13 protein-coding genes are annotated in these 23,838 nt (G+C 66.2%); 8 read left to right on the forward strand and 5 right to left on the reverse strand.

The features are described from left to right. Positions 1–23 precede the first annotated feature (23 nt). From ACFQZZ_RS04390 to ACFQZZ_RS04400, 3 genes are all read left to right on the forward strand, one after another. Positions 24–1,289, forward strand: a complete 1,266-nt coding sequence (locus ACFQZZ_RS04390) for an MFS transporter (RefSeq protein ID WP_378674289.1) — start codon at positions 24–26, stop codon at positions 1,287–1,289. A 326-nt stretch (positions 1,290–1,615) separates the two neighbouring features. Then, the gene (locus ACFQZZ_RS04395; RefSeq protein WP_378674292.1) at positions 1,616–4,033 is read left to right on the forward strand and encodes a LuxR C-terminal-related transcriptional regulator; all 2,418 of its coding nucleotides are present in this window, start codon (positions 1,616–1,618) and stop codon (positions 4,031–4,033) included. Between the two features lie 87 nt (positions 4,034–4,120). Next, positions 4,121–4,810, forward strand: a complete 690-nt coding sequence (locus ACFQZZ_RS04400) for an alpha/beta fold hydrolase (protein ID WP_378674295.1) — start codon at positions 4,121–4,123, stop codon at positions 4,808–4,810. 84 nt (positions 4,811–4,894) lie between these two features. On the opposite strand, the gene ACFQZZ_RS04405 is transcribed toward ACFQZZ_RS04400, so the two are convergent. The 4 genes from ACFQZZ_RS04405 to ACFQZZ_RS04420 form a co-directional block, all read right to left on the reverse strand. Further along, entirely contained in the window at positions 4,895–5,560 is a 666-nt protein-coding gene (locus ACFQZZ_RS04405) for a hypothetical protein (protein ID WP_378674298.1), read from the reverse strand. A gap of 69 nt (positions 5,561–5,629) precedes the next feature. Continuing rightward, entirely contained in the window at positions 5,630–5,758 is a 129-nt protein-coding gene (locus ACFQZZ_RS04410) for a hypothetical protein (RefSeq protein ID WP_378674300.1), read from the reverse strand. A 284-nt stretch (positions 5,759–6,042) separates the two neighbouring features. Next, positions 6,043–6,243, reverse strand: coding sequence for a DUF6186 family protein (locus tag ACFQZZ_RS04415; RefSeq protein WP_378674303.1), 201 nt, complete (start codon positions 6,241–6,243; stop codon positions 6,043–6,045). Further along, positions 6,240–6,656 carry a hypothetical protein gene (locus tag ACFQZZ_RS04420; RefSeq protein WP_378674306.1) on the reverse strand — a complete coding sequence of 139 codons (417 nt, stop codon included), beginning with the start codon at positions 6,654–6,656 and terminating at the stop codon, positions 6,240–6,242. The genes ACFQZZ_RS04415 and ACFQZZ_RS04420 overlap by 4 nt, the downstream gene beginning before the upstream one ends. 229 nt (positions 6,657–6,885) lie before the next feature. Between ACFQZZ_RS04420 and ACFQZZ_RS04425 the strand changes: the two genes are divergently transcribed. From ACFQZZ_RS04425 to ACFQZZ_RS04435, 3 genes are all read left to right on the forward strand, one after another. Continuing rightward, positions 6,886–7,302 (forward strand): hypothetical protein, encoded by a 417-nt coding sequence (locus ACFQZZ_RS04425; RefSeq protein WP_378676356.1) that lies wholly within the window; start codon positions 6,886–6,888, stop codon positions 7,300–7,302. Positions 7,303–7,308: 6 nt separating this feature from the next. Beyond that, positions 7,309–8,535: a cytochrome P450 gene (locus ACFQZZ_RS04430; RefSeq protein WP_378674309.1), complete on the forward strand. Its 1,227-nt coding sequence runs from the start codon at positions 7,309–7,311 to the stop codon at positions 8,533–8,535. 149 nt (positions 8,536–8,684) lie between these two features. After that, positions 8,685–9,227 carry a dihydrofolate reductase family protein gene (locus ACFQZZ_RS04435; RefSeq protein ID WP_378674312.1) on the forward strand — a complete coding sequence of 181 codons (543 nt, stop codon included), beginning with the start codon at positions 8,685–8,687 and terminating at the stop codon, positions 9,225–9,227. Between the two features lie 120 nt (positions 9,228–9,347). On the opposite strand, the gene ACFQZZ_RS04440 is transcribed toward ACFQZZ_RS04435, so the two are convergent. Beyond that, positions 9,348–11,564 carry a glycoside hydrolase domain-containing protein gene (locus ACFQZZ_RS04440; RefSeq protein WP_378674315.1) on the reverse strand — a complete coding sequence of 739 codons (2,217 nt, stop codon included), beginning with the start codon at positions 11,562–11,564 and terminating at the stop codon, positions 9,348–9,350. Positions 11,565–11,853: 289 nt separating this feature from the next. Here ACFQZZ_RS04440 and ACFQZZ_RS04445 point away from each other — a divergent pair, with 289 nt between their 5' ends. Together ACFQZZ_RS04445 and ACFQZZ_RS04450 are read left to right on the forward strand one after the other, a co-directional pair. Then, positions 11,854–13,101 (forward strand): helix-turn-helix transcriptional regulator, encoded by a 1,248-nt coding sequence (locus ACFQZZ_RS04445; protein WP_378674318.1) that lies wholly within the window; start codon positions 11,854–11,856, stop codon positions 13,099–13,101. A 551-nt stretch (positions 13,102–13,652) separates the two neighbouring features. Beyond that, on the forward strand, positions 13,653–23,834 hold the full coding sequence (locus ACFQZZ_RS04450; RefSeq protein ID WP_378674320.1) for a neuraminidase-like domain-containing protein: 10,182 nt from the start codon (positions 13,653–13,655) through the stop codon (positions 23,832–23,834). The last annotated feature ends 4 nt before the right edge of the window (positions 23,835–23,838 follow it).

Consider the following 23,838-nt stretch of genomic DNA (forward strand, 5'->3'; position numbering starts at 1 on the left):
CCGGGCATCGATGGAACTCTCTCGTGACAACTTCCGCGGCTGCCCGGATCGAGGACCTCCCGCACCCACAGGCGCAGCGCCGCGTCTTGATCGTCTTGGTCGCCGCTCAGGTCCTCAGCGGCGCCGGACTGGCGGCCGGGGTGACCGTCGGCGCCCTGCTCGCGCAGGACATGCTCGGCTCCACCGGTCTTGCCGGTCTGCCCAGCGCCCTGGGCACCGCCGGTTCCGCGCTCGCGGCCGTCGCCGTCGGCCGCATCTCACAAGTCCGCGGCCGCCGCCCCGGCCTTGCCGCCGGGTATCTGACCGGCGCCGTCGGCAGCGCGGGCGTCATCGCGGCCGCCGTCGCGGGCAACATCGTCCTACTGCTCCTCGCACTGTTCGTCTACGGCGCGGGCACAGCCACCAACCTGCAGGCTCGTTACGCCGGAGCCGATCTGGCCGCCCCCGCCCACCGCGCCCGCGCCATGTCCACCGTGCTGGTCGCCACCACTCTGGGCGGCGTGGTCGGCCCCAATCTCACCGCGCTCACGGGCGACCTCGCGCAAACCCTTAGAATCCCCTACCTGGCCGGGCCATTCCTGCTCGCCGGGACCGCCTACGCGATGGCCGCATTGGTGCTGGCCGTCTGGCTGCGCCCCGATCCATTGCTGTTGGCCCGCACCCTCGAGGACGAACGCACCGCCGCGGCGGACACGCGGCCGGGCGATGCCGGCCCACTGCAACCCGCGACCGAACGGCGCCGCTCCGGCGTGCTGGTCGGTGCGCTGATCATGGTGCTCACCCAGCTGGTCATGGTGGCGATCATGACGATGACGCCCGTCCACATGCACGACCACGGCCACGGCACCGCCGCAGCCGGCCTTGTCATTGCCATCCACATCGGCGCGATGTACTTGCCCTCACCCCTGACCGGCTGGCTCGTCGACCGCTACGGCCGACTCCCGATCGCCGCCGCCGCCGGATTGACGCTGCTGGCCGCCGGGATCGTTGCCGCCGGCGCCCCCGACGACTCCATCGCCCCGTTCGCAGTGGCCCTCGCGCTATTGGGTCTGGGCTGGAACTTCGGTCTCGTCACCGGCACCGCGATCATCACCGACGCAATCCCGCTGGCCACCCGCGCCAAAACCCAAGGTTTGGTCGACGTCTCCATCGCCATCGCCGGCGCCACGGGTGGCATGGCTTCGGGTCTCGTCGTCACTGCCGCAGGCTTCCCACTCCTGGCCCTCGGAGGCGGCATCCTGGCGCTGGCCATCCTGCCGACAGTCGCCGCCGCCGCACGCCGCCGATGAGCGCCGCCCGCGCGAGCGCCGGGCTCCCGCGGCGTCGATCGAAGGGGCGAAACCGCCGAAAGTCGCCCGGAGCCGATCTACCCTCCTGGCAACGAACGGCTTCCACCCGATGCGGAACCACAACTTCTGAACGTCGAGTGACGAGAAGCCCAAGGGCTCGGGCTGCGTACAACCATTCACACGCCCTGGCTGAGGCGATTGTGGAGCGAAGTGGTTGTCTTCCGGTTCACCGTTGGCTTCTGCACCCGCTGTTGAACGGAATCGTCGAGCTCGGTGCTGCACATCGGCAGGCGTTGAACGTAATCATGGGGTTGGAACCGGGGGCGATGCCATCGCAGCTGATCGCGGGCGCGGCGACGCTGGCGCTGCTGCGAGCGGCAGCGGGACAGGGAGCTGCGCTGCTGATCGTCGACGATGTGCAGTGGCTCGATCTGTCCAGCACGATGGCGTTGAGTTACGCGGCCCGGCGCTGGACAGGCAGCGACATCCGAATGGTCGTCGCGGTGCGCGTGGACTCCGATGATGGCTTCACCCGCAGCGGTTTCCGTGTCCATGACCTGGTGCCGCTGGACGACAGCAACTCCGACGCGCTGCTACGCACCGCGTATCCGGCGCTCACCGCGAATGTGCGTCGACGCTTACGCGCCGACGCACACGGTAATCCGCTGGCGCTGCTCGAGTTGCCCATTGCGTTCGAGAATGGCAGTCCCCCGGCCAATTTGCCTGCGGTGTTGCCGCTGACCGACCGGTTGCAGAGATTGTTCGCCGATCGTCTCGCGGGGTTGTCGGAGGGAACGCGGCGGATGTTGTTGTTCGTCGTTCTTGCCGGTGCCGAAAACAGCATGACCCTGGATGACTGTGCACCCACACCGGAGGGGCTGGCCGATCTCCCGCCTGCCGAGCGCGCGGGGATTGTCCGCGTGAACCCTCGCACAGGCAGGTTGGAGTTCCGTCATCCGCTGATTCGCTCGGCGGTCATCGAACAGTCGACGAGCGAGGAACGCCGCCAGGTCCATCGCACCCTCGCCGAGGCCTTCGCCAGCGAACCACAGCGACGGGCCTGGCACCTCGGACAAGCGGCGGTCGGTCCCGACGACGAGATCGCCGCGTCGCTGGAAGCGTTGTCGCAGCAAATGATTCGTCATGGCGACAGCAGGCGCGCGACAGCTGCGATGCTGCGGGCCGCTGAACTGAGCACCTCGGATTCCGATCGCGCCCGGCGCACCGCTCGCGCGGCCTATCTGGGGACGCTGATCACCGGCGACATCGCCGACACATCCCGCTTGCTGCTGGATGCGAACCGCACCGAGGTCGGCGAAGCACCGTCGTTGGAAGCGGCGGTCGCCGCGGCCTCCCAGCTCCTCAACGACGAAGGCGACGCCACTACCGCAGGCAGGTTGTTACTCGCGACTATTCGAGTTCACGATCGTGATATCGATTCTGGCGATGACACCATGATCGAGGCCTTGCACACGCTGCTGTATGTCGGCTTCTTCAGCGGACGGCCAGAACTCTGGGACGACATCAGCAAGGTTCTCGAGCGCGCCGAGCCACAGCCGACGGATACGCTTTCGTTGCTACACAACATCTTCGTCAACCCGGTCGGAGCCACGCAGGAAACTCTGCGACAGCTCAGCGACGCACTCGACGGATTGCGCTTCTCCTCCGATCCATTGCGGATCATCCGCGTCGCGACTGCGGCCGCCTACGTCGATCGCATCGGTGTTGCCCGCGAAGCTTTGTGGCGAGTGATCGCTGACGGTCGCCGTGGCGGTGCGATCGCCAAGGCTATCGAAGCGCTGTTCTTGATCGCACAGGCCGATTTCTTCGAAGGCGACTGGGATGAACTGCTCGAGGTCACCGATGAAGGGCTGCAGTTGTGTGACGAGCTCGGCTACACATTGCTCGCGGGACCCGGCCGATTCCTGCGCGCACTCGTCGACGCGGCCCGTGGCCATACCGACACCGCCGACCTTGCCGCCGAGGAACTGCTGCTCTGGGCCGCGCCACGGCACCTCGTGACTTATGCCGCCTACTCATCCCACATTCGATGCTTGTCCGCGCTCGGTCGCTCGAGTTTCGACGAGGCGTACCGGCTCGCTGCGTCGGTCAACGCAGCAGGGCGTTTTTCGCGCTACACGCCACACGCGGTGTGGCTGGTGCTCGACCTCACCGAGGCAGCTGCCCGCAGCGACAGGGTTGTCGAGGCGCGAGCCCACGCCGAGGCTGCTGTCGCGGCTGGTTTGCCCGGGCTTTCCTCCAGGCTCCGGATGCTGACCAACGCCGCGCTCGCCCTCACCGATCCACACGACTGGCGCAGACTATTCGAGGACGCGCTGGCCACTCCCGACAGCGATCGGTGGGCATTCGACCGTGCCCGAATAGAACTGCTCTATGGGCAACAGTTGCGTCGAGAGCGCGAACCAGCGACAGCCCGAGCCCATTTGACCACTGCGGCGCAGGCATTCGAACGGCTGCAAGCGATTCCATGGTTGGAACGGACCCGGTCGGAACTGCGAGCGGCCGGCGAGCCCGCGCCCGCCGAGATCCGTGACTCTGTGCTGACACCACAGGAGCGTGTAGTCGCCGAACTGGCGGCATCGGGACTGACGAACAAGCAGATCGCCGAGCGACTGTTCCTCTCGGCGAGGACGGTTTCCACCCACCTGCACCGCGTGTTCCCGAAACTCGGCATCACCACCCGCGGCGCACTGCGCGACGCGATGAGCAGACATCCCGGCTGATCTACGTCAAATGACGGATTCACCATCCCTGCCACGAACCTAGATTCGGTTGTGCCGAACAGCAATTCAGTGCAGAGGAGACCCGGAATGAGTGCGAAGAACAAGACCGTCGTCCTGGTTCACGGAGGTTTCGTGGACGGGTCCGGATGGCGGGCGGTCTATGACGAGCTCACCCGAGACGGAACCAGCGTGCGCGTCGTGCAGAATCCGACCAAGTCGCTCGCCGACGACGCCGCAACCACCCGACAGATCCTCGACGACATCGATGGCGAGGTCGTCCTCGTCGGACATTCCTACGGCGGAGCGGTCATCACCGAAGCAGGTACCCACGACAAGGTCGCCGCCCTCGTCTACATCACCGCTTTTGCCCCCGATAAGGGAGAGTCGGTGAACACACTCATCGCCGGCTTCCCCCAAGACGGGCCTCAGCCCCCGATCCTGGCACCTCAGCAGGGATACCTGTTCCTCGACAGGACAAAGTTCCACGAATCATTCGCCGGAGATCTCTCCCCGCAGGAAGCGGCGTTCCTGGCCGACTCCCAAGTTCCGTGGGGCTTGGACGCGCTCGGCGGGACTGTCAGTGAGGCCGCCTGGCGGCTGAAGCCCAGCTGGTATCTGCGAGTCACCGAGGACAAGATGATCCCGCCCGCAGCGCAAGCCTCGATGGCCGAACGGATCGGGGCGACGGTCATCGAGACCCCGGGAAGCCACGCCGTTTATGTCTCCCGCCCCGACGTGGTCGCGAACATCATCCGAACCGCAGCGGGCGCGGCCTAGCCTCGAACAGAGGCTCTGCGCGCGCGTCCGCTCGGCACCCCGCCGGTGGCACGGCGCAAGGCTTGCACGACTCCCCGTACCTGCTCAAACCAGGGCGGCACGGCCTCGTGCGTACGCGATGAGATTCTCTGCGTAGGCCGACGAGTCCCGCTCCCCGGGGCACGCCAGGAATTGGGTGAAGGCGTCGTCCAGTTGCGGTCCTGGTCCGCGCTCCGCGAGCAGGACGACGATTGCCTCCCAGGTCTCGATCTGCGGATCCGGGTGGGCCAACAGTTCGTCGAGGTACCGGCCCGGTTCCAGCAGCCGCAGCGCCCGGCGCGCATAGGCGTGCACGCGCCGGGGCAGCTCGGCACGGATGGCGTCGACGTCTGCCTGCAGCACGTGCCGGCCCGGTTGTGTCGGGTCGAGCCGCAGGGACCACAACTCGGTCAGGTCATCCGGCATGCCGTGGTCATTGATCAGGCCGGGGCCGGTCGCCTGCTCGAGCGGCGTGAGCGGGAGACCCAGCTGCGCATTGCGCCAGTTACGGAATTCCCACCAGGCGGTCGGTGTAGCGCTCAGGCCCAGGCCGAATCTGAGCACCTGCTGCCCGCCGGTCCAGGTGCGCAGTGTCCGGGTGCGGCCGACCGACGCCACACCACCCGGCACGACTCGCACCCACATAGCCTCCGAGCCGTGAAAGCCATACGGTTGCAGCAGCTTCCCCGCCTCGCGCATCAGTCGGCGCAGCGCCGAGTCCGGTCCGACCATGCCAGCAGACTAGCGGCACGCACCGACACGAACGGATCAGCAAGCATCCCACTATGTTTCGCCGCCACACTAGTGATTGAGGACCGCGCTCAATCGCTCGCTGGAATTCTGGATGACCTTCCAGACCCGCTCGTTCGGGTCGGTCATGCCAGTAACCGGATTGATTTCATAGCCGTCAGTGCGCTCGGCTGATGTCATTCTGGTGACATTCACGCCTCGGCGGCCTGGATTACAATACCTTTGGTAGAACCATTACCGCCGATACCCACGACAGTCGGCCGTCGCACTCTAAGCTCCTGGGGAATATCGAGCTCGGCGAATTCTGCTAGCACCGTTCGACGGATGGCGCCCTCGATCCGCTGCAATGTTTGCTCGTCGAGTTCCAGCTCTAGCGCAGGAACCCGCTGTCACGTGGTAATTGATTGATCTGGCGCGCGGTGCCGCAAGCGTTTCTTCCGCGGTGATGTCTTGACCGGTGTCCCTTACCTCGCCAGAAAGTGCCAGCCGAGCCACGCCCAGGCGAGCACGACGACAATCCTCACAGCTCGAGTCCGGGCGAGGTATGCGATTGTGTCCCCGAGGGGAGCGACCAGATCTCGGCGCAGGTGCGTGATCACGACCGCGCCGAGCATTGCCACCAGCAGCAGGGCGAACCCGAGGATGATGACCGCTCGATCGCTCATCGGGAGACCAGCCACCAGCCGACGCCCAGCCACACCAGCCAGCCCGCGAACCGCAGCGGCCACTGCTCGAGCGCCGGATCCAGGAGCGTGGACAGCGTTGGGTGCGCGGCGCTGGGACGGGTCCAGTCCGGTTGCCGTACGAACGCATACGCCTCCCACGCCGACACCGCGACCAGTAGCACCGACCACACGGCCGTTCCCCTCCGGAGCCGGGCGGTGCGGGGTATCCGCGACGGTGTCGGGCGGATCGTCAGTATGAGGACCACAGCGGCAGGGACAAGCACCAGCGTTGTCGCCACCCAACTGAACGGTTGGGTGGCGGCCCCGGCCGCGGCCAGCACGGCACCGGCGGCGACCAGCGTCGCCCACCGTCGTATCGGTGGACGAGCCGAGTCCGTCGACTCCCTTGTCACAATCGCAGAATACGACCTCGGGCGGGAGAAGGCCTCGAGCCCTCCTACGGTCGCGCCTGCGAGAGTAAACAACCACCGCGCGCCAGGGTGGGCGCGGTGAGAAACATCCCCGCCGCGGTGGCTGGTTGGTTGCTGCATGACGTGCGGGCGTTGATGTCCGGCGGTACACTCCCGCTGGGCAGCGGGCAGGCCGGATGCGTTATGGATTGATGAGGGAACGGATTTGGTTATAGGCACGGACACGGCTTGGGTGCTGTTGTCTTCCGGGCTCATCTTCCTATGGGCACTTGTACTCGGCGTGTGGAAATGGCTGGCGATGACCACCTCGCCGGACGGACTGGCGCATCCCTACGTCGACATCGCCCACCGAGCCGCATTGCTGTACTCGTTCGCAACCGGGTTGATCGCGGCATTCGTCGAACTGTCCGGCTGGCCGACCGCGGTGAATTCCGCTGCGGCCGCGACGATTGTCCTGCTTTTCGTGGTGACCATAGCGAACTATGTTCGGCTCGGATTGACGCGCGAAACCGATAATCAAATGCACAATCCGCCGTCCGCGATGCGTTTCGTCCTGGCCGCCCTGATCATCGGCCAGATCGGCGGCTTCAGCGTCCTGCTCGTCGGCTTCGCCACAACGCAGCTGTAGCCCGCGATGCACAGCCACGCGCAATACGGTTCGCCGATCGGCACTGACGGGCCGCGGATCTCGATCTACGCACCGGAGTTCGCGGCGGATCCGCATTCCGCCTACGCGGCGATGCGGGAGCAGTATGGGGCGTTGGTGCCGGTGGATTTGGCGCCGGGGGTGCCTGCCACGTTGGTGGTCGGGTATTACACCGCTGTCCGAATCTTGAATGATCCCGACCATTTTCCGGCCGATTCGCGTGGCTGGCAGGAGAATGTGCCCGCTGACTGTCCGGTGTTGCCGATGATGGAGTGGCGGCCGAACGCGTTGCGCACCGCGGGGCTCGAGCACGCGCGATACCGGCAGGCGAATATCGCGGGGCTCGGCAAGGTGGATCAGTACGGGCTGCACGACACCGTGGAGCAGATCGCGGTGCCGCTGATCAATTCGTTCTGCGCGGACGGAGCCGCCGATCTGGTGCGGCAGTACGCGTTTCCGCTTGCCTTCGCGGTACTGAACGCGCTACTCGGTTGTTCGGCCGAGATCGCGGAGCAGTCCGCGAGGGGGATGGCCGCGATCTTCGAGGGCGTCGACGCCGAACGCGGAAATACGATGCTGCTCGACGCAATGCTGAGGCTTGTCCTGCTCAAGCGGGCCGAACCCGGCGACGACATCACCACCCGATTGTTGGAGCACCCGTCCGGACTCGACGATACGGAAATGGTGCATCAGGTGGCCACGCTGTACGGCGGCGGCATTGAGCCGCAACAGAATCTGATCGTCAACGCGCTGCTGTTGATTCTCACCGACGAGCGGTTCGCCGGAGAAGTGCTGGGCGGGAGCCTGTCGACCAGGGACGCGCTCGACGAGGTGCTGTTCAACGATCCCCCGATGGCGAATTTCTGCATCAGCTTTCCGCGGCAGCCGATTCTGATCGACGGCGTGTGGTTGCCCGCGCACCAACCGGTGGTCATCAGCATGGCCGCGTGTAACAACGATCCGCAGATCATCGGAAATCACCATGCGGGCAACAGATCTCATCTCGCATGGGGCGCCGGGGCGCACGCCTGCCCCGCGAGTTCGATAGCCTACCTGATAGCTCAGGCCGCCATCGACCAACTGCTCGACGCACTACCCGAGCTACGCCTGGCCGTGGCACCCGGCGAATTGGCCTGGCGGCCAGGACCATTCCATCGAGCACTGAGCACCCTGCCGGTTGTCTTTCCGAAATCGCCACCATTACCTCAGCACTGACGCACCACGGTGCTGTCCGAGCCTGGAGCCATGCCGGTACCACCGAACGTGCGCACAACCTGCTCCGGCAACCGACCGGAAGGAAACCGTAAACCCTTGTCGGCACAGTTGGGTCAACGCACCGAACACACCCGATAAAGGACAGACCAATGCGCAAACTCATCGAATCCACCTTCGTCACCACCGACGGCGTCATCGCCGAACCGCACAGGTGGGGCGCCCCGTACTGGGACAACGAGCATGCCGACTACGCCGCCGGACTGCTCTTCGCCTCCGACGCACTCCTGCTCGGCCGCGAAACCTATGCGGGCTTCGCCAGTGTTTGGCCGACCCGGCCCGCAGGCGACGAGTACACTGACCGGATCAACGCCATGCCCAAATACGTTGCCTCACAAACCCTGCGGCAAGAAGATGCGACCTGGAACGCGACCATCCTGCGGGGCGACGTCGTCGAAGCGGTCCGCACGCTGAAAGAACAGGACGGGGCCGACATTCTCAAATTCGGCACCGGCTCTTTGTCGCACACCCTGCTCGACAACAAGCTCGTCGACGAATACCACTTCTGGATCTTCCCGGCCATCGCGGGCGCGGGCACCCGCCTCTTCGAGGGCCGCGACGTCGCCCACCTCGAACTGCTCGACACGACCACCTTCAAGTCCGGCATCGTCGTCCACCGCCTCGCCCCGCGCTGAACAGCCCGAAACCCTGAGGCCCGGCCCCATGTGGACCGGGCCTCGCGCACTGACGATTTCGCCACCTGCGACGTCGGGGCCGGCAGGCCCCGACGGACGCGAAGGGCACCTGAGCCGAGTTCAGGGAGTGTCGTGCAGCGGCTCCGCGCGTCCGCCGACCGTCACGAGGGCGAGCGTCGGTTTCGGTGTCCAGTAGATTCGGCCGTTTTCGAACTCCTGGTAGGTCCCGGTGTCGAAGGGGATTTCGTCGGATGTCGGCCAGCCGAGGGGCCCGTTCTCGAATCCGCTTCGGTTCCATCGCTCACGGATTTCGCCGTGCACGCGGTGCACCGGCCGACCGTTGCGCCGGTAGAGAGCCCCGTTCTGAAAGCCCTGCACCTCGCCCCATACTTCGTCCTTCGGGTCGCGCAGCACGGTGTGATCGGTAATCGGATAGCCCAAAGGTCCTGCTTCCCAACCTGTTTCCGCGTACTTCTCGAATAACGACCCCGGGATCGGATGCGCACCGGTGGACGGATGCCAGTAGATGTATCCGTGCATGAACTGAACGAATCGGCCCACCCCGTCAGCTGTCTTCATTTCCCCCTCCGGGCCCAGCCGCGGGCCCAGCCAGGGCGATGCGGCCGCCTTCGCGCCGATTTCTCCGGCTATCGGTGTGCCACCGGCGAACTCTCGGACGTGGCTCTCGAAGACACCCCATGGAAAGTTCCAGCCAACGTCGGTATGAGTGCCGATCCCGAGGCACTCGGTCACGTATTTATGATCGGAGATGCCGTCCCTGCGCGTATACGGCGGGGCGATGACATCGGAGGCGAAGCCATACTTCTTCGCGTCCTGAACGGCCAGCCAAGCGGCTATCCGAAGGTCATCCTCGATGGCCAACCAGTCGTCCCTCGACCAGGACGCCCGGCTGCCCGCGAAGCAGAGATTGATCGTATGGCTGTTGGCATCCAAGACCGACCACGACGCGTAATCGGTATCGACGACAGCGCAGACGATCCCGTCCCTGAGCGTGTAGTGATACGAGACGTCGTTGGCTGTGTTGTTGAGATACGCCGCGAGCGATTCGGCTGTGCCGTTGCCTTCCTGGGTGTGCAGCAGGAAGTTGGTGACACGAGCTCCCCAGCGCTCCGAGCGGGAGTTTCCCATTCTGTCGAGTTCGGTGTATGCGGGAGCGTTCACGATGTGTTCTCCTTGCGTCGCAGCGCGAACGATGGACCACTGCCCGAAGTCGGCAGCCAAGATGTCGTTGACGTCGACCGAGCTACCGTCGATGAGCGGGCCCGGATTGGACGGGGTGTCGATGACGCGTTGATACAGGACGGCCTCAGGGGTATCGAGCCGGTTGCCGGACCATGCGCGCGTCTGCCAGGCCCAGTACCGGCCCTCGGAAGTCCGACCGATCACGCCGTCTTCGATGGCCCAGGCGCACACCTTCGACGAGCCGTAGATGCCGGTCCACTCCCCCCCGATCGAGTCGTTGACACCCCGGAAAAAGTCGACTGCCCGGTCGTTCCATTCGTTCAGCCCGATGTCCTCGTCCACCGCGAAGAAGATCGGGCACCGGTCGGACCCGCCGGCAGCGGAATGAATCTCCCTGGCCTGACGGCCCATCCGATGCCCGCCGTCGTAGCCCGTGGTCCAGTCCGAGGGTGCCTGGGCATTACCGGGCTTGCCGTACTGCCATATCGAAACAATGTCGAGGCCAACGGCTTTCAGGCGATCGGCATATTCCTTGGTCACCGGCTTGGCGCCGAAACCGGCTCCGGGTCTGCTCGGTGATACGTAGACGAGGACAGCACTATGACCGGCAGCCTTGATGGCCACGGGGTCAATCAAACGTGCGGCGAAATCAACTGCCGTCGACATGCGGGAACCTCCATTGGTCGAGGACGGTGGGTCCACGGCTTCGGCCAGCAGCGGCAACGGGTCGAGCCGGTCCGATCCGGGCGGTGCCCAGGAGTGCCGATGCCATTCGAAGTGCAGGTGCGGGGCGACGCCGCCGTTGGATATGTAATCCGGGTTGATCCGGGCGATGCGCTGCCCGGCTTCCACCCGATCGCCCACTGCGACTTCGCGAATCACGTGTCCGTACACGGTCGCACCGCCGCCGTCTTCGGTGGGATGGTCGACGACGACCCAGCCCGCTGGGTCGGGCCCGCCGAACCCGGATGCCGGACCCGCGAAGGCCACCGTGCCGGCTTGGACCGCATAGACCGGTACTCCGCCACTGCCGTCCGGCCGGCCGAGATCGACACCCCAGTGGAAATCGTCGCCACGGGAACCGAATCGGGAGGTGACGATTCGGCCACGCGGCAAGGGCCAGTATCTGGTCATGTCGGGCCCGCAAGAATCCGGTTGTCGGATGCCTCAATCACGATGCCCTCCAGGAAGACACAGCCGACCGGCTGTAGCGAAGCGGTTGCCCTACCGAGTAGAGCAGGGCTCGTGACGCGGTTCCTCATCTGAACGGATGAGAGCGCGGGCCCTGTCGATGACGTTCAGAGAGTAGAATCGAGTATCGGATTACTCGTGTGACGTGCCTCCCGAACACCTATCATCAGCACCCATGTTCAACTCTGGATGATTGCCGTTTCTCTTGAGCCGCAGGTCATTTCATATGGCGATGACAATCGAGAGGTTCTCCGCGATCGTTGCGCGAATCAACCGCGCGGCGCTGCATCCCCGTGACTGGTCGCAGGCGGTGCACGATATCGTCACGGCGCTGGGCGCGAACCACGGCGGCTTGGTCGTGTCCGGCTCGAGTAGCCGGCGGATGACCGCCTGTTCGCTCGGGGCGGACGATCTGCGCCGCAGCTACAACGCCCGATTCTGGCGTATCGATCCGATCGTGCGTGCGCTCGAACACGAACCCGCCGGTGTCATCACGACGTACGAAGAGCTGCTTGGGCCGGATTACCTGCGCCGGCATCCATTCTTCCGCGACTGGATGGTTCCACACCGGCTCGGCAACGGGATGCTCGCGCTTCTCACCAGTGGCGCCAGTACATCGTGGATCGGGGTGTATCCCGATCCGGGCCGCGACCTCGACCGATCACAGGCGACATCGACAATGCGCCTTCTGCTCCCACATCTGCGGCACGCACTGAACGTCCAGTCCTGTTTGACAGACGTCCAGAACGAGCGTGACCAAGCCATCGCCGTGCTCGCTGTGCACCGGCACGGGCTGGTGATCGTGTCGAGTTGCGGTGCGATCAGCTACGCGAACCCGGCGGCATTGTCGATCCTGGAATCACGAGACGGCCTCGGTATGGGACGCCGCGGCCACCTCGAATCATCGGACAACCGATCCGCGGTCGGGCTGCGCGCCATCATCGATTCGGCACTCCGCGAATACCGGCCGTACGTCGGACGGCGCGCCCTCATTCCGCGGCATAGCGGTGGCAGCTCGTACGCACTGCTGGTGGTGCCGCTGGATCCGAAGGTCGGGTGTCGCGACGAGCGCACGCCGGCGGCACTCGTCGTCATCGTCGACCCGGATCAGGAAACATCGGGAGGACCGAAGGCGCTGCGGCAACTATACGGGTTGACCGCGGCCGAAGCGCGCGTCGCGGCGGCGGCACTACGCGGCGAAGGGCTGCGCTCGATCGCGGAAGAACTGGCGGTCTCGGTGAACACCGCGCGCACCCACCTGCAACGCGCCTTCGAAAAGACCGGAACGCATCGGCAGGCCGAACTGGTTCGGATGCTGACAACGGTGCTGTCCGGAACCGGCCAGTTCGAAGGAACTGCGAATCACGGTATGCGCGCCACCACCCCCGGTCCTCCCCTACAACCCGAGTCCGACGGGAGGGCTGGACACGACGAGGGAGGCAGCGTCGAACACGGCAAGGACCGACCGCAGTCGGGATAGGGCAGCGCCGACCGTTCATCCGCGAGAAATCCAGTGTTGCGCTGACCCATTGAGAGCGCAGACTCGAATGCGTTTCGGATTATTGTTCGTTATTTCCCAACGCTTTTGGGAGAGCACGAGCACAATTGCATGTGCTGCTGTTGCGATTCTGATCTGGCCGGACCTGCCGGGTCTCGGCCATCCAAGCGTCGAGCGCATAGAGGGGCAGAAATTCATGACAGCCGATAACGCACATATCGAGGGGCGACCATGGCGGCTGCTACGCAGGCAGGCTGTGCCTGTCCGCGTATCGCGGGTCGGCGGTCTCTGAATCCGCGTAGTTCGGTACGCGGGTGCGGAGTACGCGAGGCAGATACGTTCTGTTCGATCAGCTGACAGTTCCGTTCGGGCGGCAGCTGAGGGCATCGGGGAGATCGCATGAACGGACATCCGCTTTTGCCCGCGCCGCGGCTGTCGCAGACCGCCGCAGACAAACGTTGTGTTTCCGTGGCCGAGGTTCGGCCCGAGACACCTTCTGGTGAAGACTCGACTTCTGGTGGGGAGACACCACGATGCCTGACCTGATCATCCTTCGGCTTTTCCCGGCCAAGCCGATGGCACCGGCCGACTTCACCACCATATTGACAGGCCTGAAGATCACGGCCAACGACCTGACCTTCGCCGACAGCGTCGATGGTGTGGAGCTCGGCTCCGCCTCCGGCCTTGCCGACCCGCATCTGGGCAGCACCACGAACAATCAGGTCAACATCAACAACACCAAGCTGCTCCAGCACTACATCGACGTCACCGACCCGCTCGGCACCACCACTCGGGAGCTGGAATCGGTGGCCACCGCGGTGATCGTGGTCAACACCCCCGGCGGGCACACCGAGTATCCGACGCCCACCTCGTTCGACCTGCGGCTCGAGCTCACCAAGGGCGGATTCACTATCCCCCACCACCGACTGCACTACAACGTCGAAGTCACCACGCGGCCGAATCTGTCGAACAGCCAGAAGATCTACTTCGGCATGGCGACCAGCGCCTACGTCACCCTGCCCGCCACCGACGCCGGACTCGACCCGAATCTCGCCTTCGTCGACCTGCCCGCCAACGGCCAGCCACCCGCCTTCGCGCAAGTGGTGCGCGCCATCGACACCGTGCTGGCCGACGACCCCGGTGGCCCGAACGGCACTCTGATCCGCCGATCGCCGCTCACGGTCGCCGAGAGCCGCCAGGTCGCCGCCGAGATCATCTGGAACCGCACCGCATATCCCCCGCCGACGCCGGATCCACGGCTCGGGATCGACCCGTTCGGCGCGCTCTACACCGACCCGCCCGCCGAAGATCTGCTCGGCGCCGACGATATCGAAAAGGCCCGTGCCCGCTTCGAAGCCGAACTGAATGGCTACTACGGCACACACGAGGCCGAGGCGCTGCGGCTGGCCGGGTTCGTGTACTCCGCATCGGCCGCGGTCGCCCAAGAGGTACTGAGCATCACAGCCCAGCGGGCCCGCTTCGACTTCCCGTTGATCACCGCCGCCGCGTCACCGACCACCAAACAAGCCGCGGGGGTCGTGCTCGTCGAAAATGGCGGTCTCACACCGGCTTACGTGGTACCCGCGGCGTACTTCTATGCGCTCGGAGCGCAAATGCCCGGGCAGGTCGGCCCGCAGCAGCGTTACGACATGGCCCGATTCGCGCTGGAACCGCAGGTGCTTTCCGCCTTCGAGACAGCAGTGGACGGCGGCGTGATCACCGTACCCGCCACACCGTTGACGGTGGCCGGGCCCGCGGTCGCGGCGACCCAGGCGGCGCGGCGGCTGCGCGCACTGGGGGCGGCGGCGAACACGCTGACCGAGGTCCCGCTCGTAGCGCCGATCGAAACCCTGGTCGCCGACTGGCTGGCGCACACCGGCGCGAGCGCCTCCATCAATACCGACTTCTGGGCGCCCGAGGTCGCCGCCCGGCCCGGGCCGTACCTGGAACTGTTGTTGCAGGGCATCACCGCCAATTCCGGGCCATTGATCGCCGCGATCAAGGCGCCGCCGCTGAATGTGGCGACGGTGGCCGATCTCGTCGCCGTGAACGATGAACAGTGGCGCGACCTCTTCGCCGCGAATCCTGCTCTGCTCCCGCCGTTCACCGTTCCCGGCACGCCCGCCGAACGCACCGAAGCCTTCATCCGGCACCTGCGCACCTTCTTCGACGTCCAAGCCGACCCGGGCACCGGCGCGCCACCGGTGGTCGGTGCGCCTCCGGAGCTGACCCGCTCGCACAGCGACGTGTTCGAGGATTTCATGACCGCCTACCCGGTGTACTCCGGCGGCGTCGACTTCAGTTTCGCGACCGATCCGGATGCGGCCGCCGTCATAGCGGCGGTGACCGAGGTATTTCCGGACGACCAGGAGGCGCGGCAGTGGCTGTTCTTCGCGCTCAACGCGATCCGCGCGCTGTGGGTGGTCACCGACATCGGCGCGGGTGAGCTGCGGTTCGCACTAATCGAGGCGCTGTATGCCCGTGGGTTCACCGCGGCCGCACAGATCGCCGCGCTGTCGGCAGCGGACTTCCGGTACGGGTTGTCAGGGACGGTCGCCTACGGGTACGCGTTCGACATCTACGAGAAAGCCGCCTCCGAACAACCCGATCAGCCCTTGCCGCCCGGACCGTTCAATCCGGTGAATCCGGATGGATCGCTGGTCGACTGTATTCCACCCGAACACCTTTCGCCGCTCGGACCGGCCGCGTACCTGCAGGAAATGTTGCGTGTCTCCGCCGGGTCCAGCTGCGCAGACCCGGTTCCCTATGCCGAGGATACCCTCGGCGGTCTGCTCGGCGCCCGCCGTGGCGACCTCGGCGAGCTGGCGGTGACCAAGGCGAACCTCGCGACCAGGATCCCGGTGATCGACCTGGTCAACGAAAGTCTCGAACAGCTGGTCACCACGGTGCCCGGCGCCACGGCAGGCGCCGTGCACGACACGGCGACCTACGAACTCGCCGGGCACCGGCTCTCCCATGACGGCACCGTTGGCGGCCACCCGTTGGCACACGATCCGCAGACCTTGTTCGCCACCGTGCCGGAGCACTCCTCGCCCGCCACTCCGGTCGCGGTGCCCGCCGCTTATGACGCGCTGCGCACCGATTTCACCCATCCCGAGCTGCCCTACCCGCAGGCGCTGGATATCAACCGCAGCTATCTGAAAGGGCTTGGCGCCAGTCGGTTCTCGGCCATGCGGCACTTCCGCGAAGACATCACCGAGTTTGCCGTCGACGCCGCGCACGAGCCCGCTACTTTCCGCTCACACTATTGGCGCTACCCGCTGCGGCTGCCGATCGCGCTGGAGTACCTGCGGATCACGCCGGAGGAGTACGAGCTGCTCTACAGCCACGACATCGGCACCGAACCGGCCGAGGGTCGATTGGTGCTGCATGAGGTGTACGGCTATCCGCAGCCGGAGATCGGTGGGCGCTCCTGGACCGAATTCGTCCGGGTGGTGCCGGAATTCCTGCGCCGCACCGGACTGGACTACTGCGAATTCCTCGAACTGTGGCGCAGTGGCTACGTGCCGTTCCGGCGTGAGTACGACGGCGGGGAGACCGATTCCGATGCGTCGGAGGGTGGTGGATTCCCGGACTGTCTGCCCTGCTGTCCGGAAGACCTGGTGATCGATTTCGGCGAACTGGACACCTCGGACGCACTGCGCCACCTGGCCGTATTCATCCGATTGTGGTGCCGACTGCGCGAACATCCTTGCGAGGCTGTCACTTTCGCGCAGCTGACCGACATCTGCACGACCCTGGAGCTGTTCCGCGCCGGCGCCGTCAACCCGGACTTCGCGCGGCAGCTCGGCGCACTGTTCGTGCTGCGGGAATTCCTGTGCCTGCCATGGGAGGATCCCGATGCGCCGGACCCGACCGCCGAATCCAGCGCGCCCCGAACGCATCTGCTTGCCCTGTGGATCGGATCCGCGTCCCCGCATTGGGATTGGGCAGTGCGCACCCTCATCGAGCGGATCGACGCGACCGCCGAACGCCTGCACCCCGAGTTGTCCGCGCAACCCGAACTGGCCAAGCTGATGGCGCAGAACCTCGACGCACTGTCCCGGCTGGCCGGATTAGACCCCAACACCGCGACCGACACCTGGCATCGGCAACCGACCAGCACAATCCGTTTCGCCGAGGTGCTGCTGAAGATCTACCTGTCCGAGTTCACCGTCGGCGAGGTGTTGTTCTTGTTCGCCGATGCGCATCTGCGTGGCGACGATCCGTTCCCGTTGCCCTCGGCGAACGAGGCGATGGACAACCCCCTCGGCCTGCCCGACGACGACGATGAACACGGTCTGTGGGCGCTGCGCCACAAACTGCTCGACGCCACCGCCGAGGATGTCCAGACCTGGAGCTGGGGCCGGATCACCGATGTGATGGAACGCGAATTCGGTTATCTCGCCACAACTCCCGACGACGCACTACAGGCAGTGGGCGAGCATTTCTTCCCCTCGGTGCTGGAGCGCGAGGGCATTCCGGTCACCGCCGACCGGCGTCGGTTCAGCGCGCCGCTGACGGCGGCCGACACCACACCGGCGATGTGGAACTCGCCGCCGGACGGACCGTTCCACTACGACCGAGCCGGCCAGACCCTGTGGACCAGGCTGCCGCTCGACGACATCGCGGTCGCCGAGCGACTGAGCACCTTGCGTCCGCTCACCGCGGTCGAGCAACAGGCCGTCCAGACGCTGTACTTCGCGCCACGCACGCTGCTGGCGCCGTTCGGACTGATCTTCAGCGGGTTCGAGGCAGCTGTGGAGCGCCTGGTACAGGAGCCGGACGAGCAGGAACGCTTCGACTTCGTGCAGCAGGAGTTCGCGCTCTTCTATCGCCGCACCCGGATCATCGTCGAACATCTCGCCGAGCACGTCCGCGGCGCCGCGCCGCAGCGCGATCCCGGCCTGAGCCCGCGCGAGGTGGCCCGGCTGCTGCGCTCGCTGTGGGGCGACGAGAACGCCGGGACGACGCCATGGGAGGACGACTCCGGCACACCGCCTGCGGTCACTTGGCCGACCGCACCTACCGGTGGCGCATTCGCCGCGCTGCTCGGGTTGGTCGGTACCGGGCTGGCCGGCGAGTTCGCGGTGGCAGGTCTGGATCCGGCGTGGCGGGAGCTCAGTGGACCGCTCACGGTGTTCGGTTCCGACCGCAACACCTGGAATGCGCCCGCCCCCACCGTCATCCCGGAGATGGGGCTGACCCTGACGCCCAAGCAACTGCGTCACGTGGCCGTGCGCAACGGCTTCGCGCTGCGCGACCTCGACGGCGAACCATTACTCGGCGCACAGCCTTTCACGGTCACCTGGTCCGGCGCGCTGCTCGTGGAAGCCAGCGGCCGCTACGAGTTCGCCGCAGGCGATCCCACCCCGGATGGCGACGAACCCGACTGCGAACGCTGTGAGGACCACCGCTGGCGGATCACCCTGCGGCGCGGGCAGCGGTCGTGGATTCTGTTGAACCGCAACTGGCCCGGTGAGAACGCACCCGACTGCCACTCGGCGCCGATCGAGCTGCGCAGGGGTAGCTACGAGATCACCGTCGAGCTGCGGCAACCGGAGCCGATATTCGACCGTCCGGAAGAGGTTCGGCCGCGGCACACCGGGTTCCAGGTGAAGTACACCGGTCCCGACACCGAAGACCGCCTCGTCGCCGTACCCCATCGGCGGCTGTACCGCATCCACGTCGAAGCGCCGCTCGACGTCGGTGTCGTTGTGGGCGATCCGGCGGCGGCGTACCTGCGGAGCCGGTATACCTCCAGCCTGCGCGATATCCGGCGTACCTATCAGCGCGCGTTCAAGGCGGCCCTTCTCACGCATCGATTGCGCCTGTCGGCGGCGACCTTGCCCAGGGAGCCCCAGTCGGAACTCGGCTACCTACTCGACCACGCGGAAGGCTTTGCCGGGCAGAGTCATCCGCGCACCGGGGCGACCTCGTTCGGCACCCACCGTGCCTGGTTCGATCCCGATCTGCTGCCCGTCGCCGACCCGTTCGACACCCCGGCCGCCGACCAGCGGTCCGCGCCGAGCGCCGCCCGCCAAGCCGCGCTCTTCGATGGGTGGGAACGGCTCTACGACTACACCGCGCTGCGCCAGGAGACCTGGACGGCCCGGGAAAAGCCCGCATGGCGTGTCTTCCACGAGGCCTCCGAACGCCAGCCGGACGATCCGGCACAGCTGGTGCGTCATCTCGGCGTGGACGTCCGGCACGCACTGCTCGTCCTGACCTACTTCGACTACGTCGTGGGCGTGCCGGATCTGGAGAACGAGGCGTGGGCAATTCGTGCCTGGCGTTGCGAGATGTGGCTGGATCGCCTGGAACGGTGCTTCCGGGTGCTGCACATCGACGCGGCGCTGCCACACCGCTGGGCCGCCGACCGCCCCGAACTCGGCCCCGACGCCGGTAACGAGAACCTGACCAGCTTCGTTCGCGACGGATCCTTCGAGAGCGGGGCTCCCCGGCGATATCTCGACGTCCAAACACTCAACGACGGATTACGCGTGCGAGCTCGCGACGCGTTGGTGACTTGGCTGTGCGGGATGCAGCGGGTGCCGCTGCCGTTCGATCCGGGCCGGTACGCAGTCCGCGCAACCGATCTCAGCGACCTGCTGCTGCAGGATGTGGCAACCGGGACGTGTGCGCGTGCCAGCCGGATCGAGGATGCGATCAGCGGCGTGCACGGCTTCGTACAAAGGGCCCGGCTCGGCCTGGAACCGGATCTCCCGGTCTCCGCGCCGTTCGCGCAATTGTGGGACGGCCGCTACGAGACCTTTCACACCTGGCAGTGCTGCGCCGAGCGAGAGGTGTACCGGGAGAACTGGATCGAGTGGGATGAACTCGACAAGGCCCGCCGGGTGGAGGCTTTCGTCTTCCTCGAGGACCGGCTGCGCCGCGGGAGGCTGACCACCGCGGTACCCGGTGGGCTGGAGTGGTGGCCCAACCGCCGCCCGCCTGCCCACCCCGGGCTCACGGTGCTGCAGGAGGCCGAGCCATCGGTAATCCACGCGTTGCTGCCGGGGCCGGTCCCGGAAGGGATGGATCTGCAAGGCACCCCGCAGACCGACGCCCAGCCGTCCTGGCTGGCGCCGCTGCGCCGGATCACGCACACCGACGACGGCGAACCGACGGACAACGACAACGGTGACGGTGACGGTGACGACAACGACGACACGGATCCTGTGGTCGTACACTCCGCGGTCGCGCACGAACTCGCCACCGCCGACCGCGATCGGTTGCCGTTGTGGATCCAGACAGCCGTCCGCTTGGGCGCTCGCTTCGTCCGGGTCGCCGCGGCGGGTACCCCACCGGCCGCCGCCGGTTTCAGTCCGTGCGTCTACGACGAGGACGCTTGCTGCTGCGGTTGCGGACGCGACCACGAGCCGCTGGTCGACGAGTACTACTTCTGGCTCGAGCACGGTGTGGTGTACGAGCCGGTAGTGCAGTCGGCCGAGGCCGGCCGGACCACGGCGGACGAGATCTCCGACTGGCACCGTCCGGACAAACTGCCCACCGTCTTGCATTGGCCCGCTGTACCGGTCGTGCACCTGTGCTGGTCGCGTCAGCGGGGCGGGCGGTTCGAGCCGCAGCGACGTTCCGGGCAGCCTGTCCGGGTGCAGTCGGCGGCGCACGCTCAGCTCGAGTTCAAGGGCCGGACAGTGGATTCTCTGCGGTTCGAGATCATCGGTGGCATCCGGCCGACCGGCTACGACGCCGACCCGACGCCGCCCGGTTTCCGCTACGACCTGGCCACCGACAGCACAACCACGCTGCCGCTGATCGTCGCACCGCCGCCGCCGGAAGTCTCGGTCGGTGGGCTGGACGCCTATCCCTTCTTCGCTTACGTATGCCCCGGTGCGCCGCTGGAACCGCTGTCGCTGTTCTCGGTCGCGCTCACCGTGGGCGCGACACTGCGCACCCACTGCCGGTACGAGGCGGCGTTGAAGTGGTATGAGCTGGCGCAACGGCCCGGCACCACGGATAACGCGTGGACCGAGTGCCGCCGTACGCCACCGCCGACCAACGGCAACGGCAACGGTGACGGTGACGGTGACGGCAACGGTGACGGTGGTGTCGTCGTCGTCCTGGTCGAATCGGCCGACGTCGACGTCGACGCAGCGATCGCCGACCACCGCCGTGAGGGCGACGTGGCCTGTTGCTCGACCACCGCGATCGATGACCGGCGGGCGCGCGAACGTGCCCTACTGCTGCGCTATCTGGAGACGATGCTCGATTGGGCCGACACCCTGCTGTGCCGGAGCACGCCGGAGTCGATGCGGCGCGCCGACGTAGTGCTTGCCCAGATCGACCGGATACTCGGTGCCCGTCCGGATACTGTAATGGGACAGGATGATTGGTACGAACACACGGTGTCGTCGTTCGTACCCCGCGAGGCGCCGCTCAATCCGCGGCTGACGGTGCTCTACCAGCGCACCGCGGACCGCCTTTCCCTCATTCAGCACTGCGTAGACGGACGTCGTCTGCCCACCGGACGGGCCGGCGTCGACCGGCCGTACTTCGGCGCCGACCCGCGACCCGACGGCTGGTGCGACGGTGACTGCGGTTGCGGTGACGACTGCTGCGGATCCTGCTGCGACGCGTACCGTTTCACCGTCCTGGTCCGGCAGGCGAGGGAGCTGGCCGGTGACGTCCGTTCGCTCGGCGCGCAATTGCTGGCCGCCTACGAAAAGGGCGACGCCGAATACCTGGCGGCGCTGCACTCGACGCAGGACCATCAGCTACTCGAGCTCACCGTCGAGCAGCGCAGGCACCAGTGGCGCGACGCCGACTGGCAGGTACAGGCGCTCGGCAAGACGAAGGAAGGCGCGCAGGCGCGACTGCGCTACTACCAGAACCTGATCGCCAACGGCCTGAACGCGGGTGAGATCGGCTACGAATCACTCACCGGCGTCTCGGTCGGATCGCGCGTCGCGGGCAATGTCGTGGAGGCCATCGCACAAGGCATCGGGATGACACCGGACTTCTGGATCGGTGTCGCGGGCATCGCCGGGTCACCGTTGCAGTTCAACCAGATACCGATCGGCAACAAGCTCGCCTCCGGATTCGCCACCGCCGCGCGGATCATGAACGGGCTCAGCGAGATCGCCACCAGCGGTGCCAACCTGAGCAACCAGGAGGGCACGTGGGACCGCCGGTTGGCCGAATGGCGGCACCAGGTAGACACCATCACCATCGAGCTCGAACAGATCGAGCGCCAGATCCTTGGCGCCGAACGCCGCCGCGATCTCGCACTGGGGGAACTGAACAACCATCAGCGACAACTGGAGAACTCGGCCCGCGTGCGGGACTTCCTGCGCGACAAGTTCACCAACCACGAGCTGTACCTCTACCTGCAGCAGGAAACCGCGGCGCAGTACTACCGGATGTACGAGTTGGCGCGCTGCGCGGCACGCAAGGCCGAGCGGGCATTCAACTACGAGCGGGGATATACCGCACGGAAGTTCGTCGGCGCCGACGACTTCGACACCCTGCGTGAGGGTTTGCTGGCGGGCGAGCGGCTGCACGTAGCAGTGGCACGCATGGACAAGGCCTATCTGGACGAGAACTGCCGGGAATACGAACTCACCAAACACATCTCGATGCGCTTGTGCTTCCCGCTGGCCTACCTGCAGCTACAGACCACCGGATCCGCCGAAATCGAAGTACCGGAATGGATGTTCGATCTCGACTATCCGGGGCACTACATGCGCCGGATCAAGAATGTCTCGGTCACCATCCCGTGTGTGGTCGGCCCGTATACAGGCGTGCACTGCCGTCTGACGCTCCTGAGCAGTTGGACGCGAGTCGATCCCCGCCTGATCGATCCGCCGAACACCTGCTGCCACGAGCCGCCGCGATCCGGATGCTGTTGCGCGGCGGCACCGAACGGCTACACCGCAACCGGAGACGACAGCCGGATGGTGCGCTCGTACACGGCGACCGAGGCGATCGCGACCTCCACCGGCCAGAACGATTCCGGCATGTTCGAGCTGAACTTCCGGGACGAGCGGTATCTGCCGTTCGAGTTCGCCGGTGCGATCAGCCGCTGGCGCATCGAATTGCCGCCGGAGACGAATGCTTTCGACTTCGCGGCGCTCGGCGATCTGGTGATGCATTTCAACATCACGGCGTGGGAAGGCGGGGAACCGTTGCGCGCGGCCGCGCTGGCGGCGGCCCGGTGCCGGTTGCCGGGCGACGGATTGCGTCTGCTCGATGTACGGCGCGACCTGCCCGATGCCTGGTCCGGCCTGCGCGTGCCGCGCCAAGGGGGCGGCCCGTGGAACCGGCGGCTCGACCTGCGATTGTCCGGCGCGATGTTCCCGTTCGTGCCGGTCCGCCGAGTGCGGTGGGTGGATTCGCTCCAATTGTTCGTGCAGGCTCCATGCGCAGAACCGAGCGCCTCCGTTGTCGTCCGGTTCCGACCGGTCCGCTATGACCGATGCGCATGCGAGTGGATCGACGTGCACTGCGTGGCAAGCAGCGAATTCCCCGGCCTGTACTGGGGTGTGGTCGACCTGGACGGAACCCGGCTCGGCCCACTCGACGACGACAGCGCCGAACGGTTGGGCGCCTTCGAGTTCCCGGACGAACTCGGCGAAATCTGTGAGGCATACCTGGTTTTCGGGTATTGCGCGGAAACGGCGCGGTCGTGTGGCGGCGATACCCGGTGCGACTGCCGCGAATCCGAGTGCAGCTGCGTGGAGGGTCCGCGATGACTGC

Origin of the sequence: Nocardia sp. GCM10030253, from assembly GCF_042675075.1 — a bacterium.
Classification (GTDB): domain Bacteria; phylum Actinomycetota; class Actinomycetes; order Mycobacteriales; family Mycobacteriaceae; genus Nocardia.

Excerpts from the sequence above, each read along its gene's own strand:
- ACFQZZ_RS04450 (WP_378674320.1), top strand. The coding sequence starts at position 13,653 with ATGCCTGACCTGATCATCCTTCGGCTTTTCCCGGCCAAGCCGATGGCA.
- ACFQZZ_RS04410 (WP_378674300.1), bottom strand. The coding sequence starts at position 5,758 with ATGACATCAGCCGAGCGCACTGACGGCTATGAAATCAATCCGGTTACT.
- ACFQZZ_RS04440 (WP_378674315.1), bottom strand. The coding sequence starts at position 11,564 with ATGACCAGATACTGGCCCTTGCCGCGTGGCCGAATCGTCACCTCCCGA.
- ACFQZZ_RS04400 (WP_378674295.1), top strand. The coding sequence starts at position 4,121 with ATGAGTGCGAAGAACAAGACCGTCGTCCTGGTTCACGGAGGTTTCGTG.
- ACFQZZ_RS04430 (WP_378674309.1), top strand. The coding sequence starts at position 7,309 with ATGCACAGCCACGCGCAATACGGTTCGCCGATCGGCACTGACGGGCCG.
- ACFQZZ_RS04395 (WP_378674292.1), top strand. The coding sequence starts at position 1,616 with ATGCCATCGCAGCTGATCGCGGGCGCGGCGACGCTGGCGCTGCTGCGA.
- ACFQZZ_RS04435 (WP_378674312.1), top strand. The coding sequence starts at position 8,685 with ATGCGCAAACTCATCGAATCCACCTTCGTCACCACCGACGGCGTCATC.
- ACFQZZ_RS04415 (WP_378674303.1), bottom strand. The coding sequence starts at position 6,243 with ATGAGCGATCGAGCGGTCATCATCCTCGGGTTCGCCCTGCTGCTGGTG.
- ACFQZZ_RS04445 (WP_378674318.1), top strand. The coding sequence starts at position 11,854 with ATGACAATCGAGAGGTTCTCCGCGATCGTTGCGCGAATCAACCGCGCG.
- ACFQZZ_RS04405 (WP_378674298.1), bottom strand. The coding sequence starts at position 5,560 with ATGGTCGGACCGGACTCGGCGCTGCGCCGACTGATGCGCGAGGCGGGG.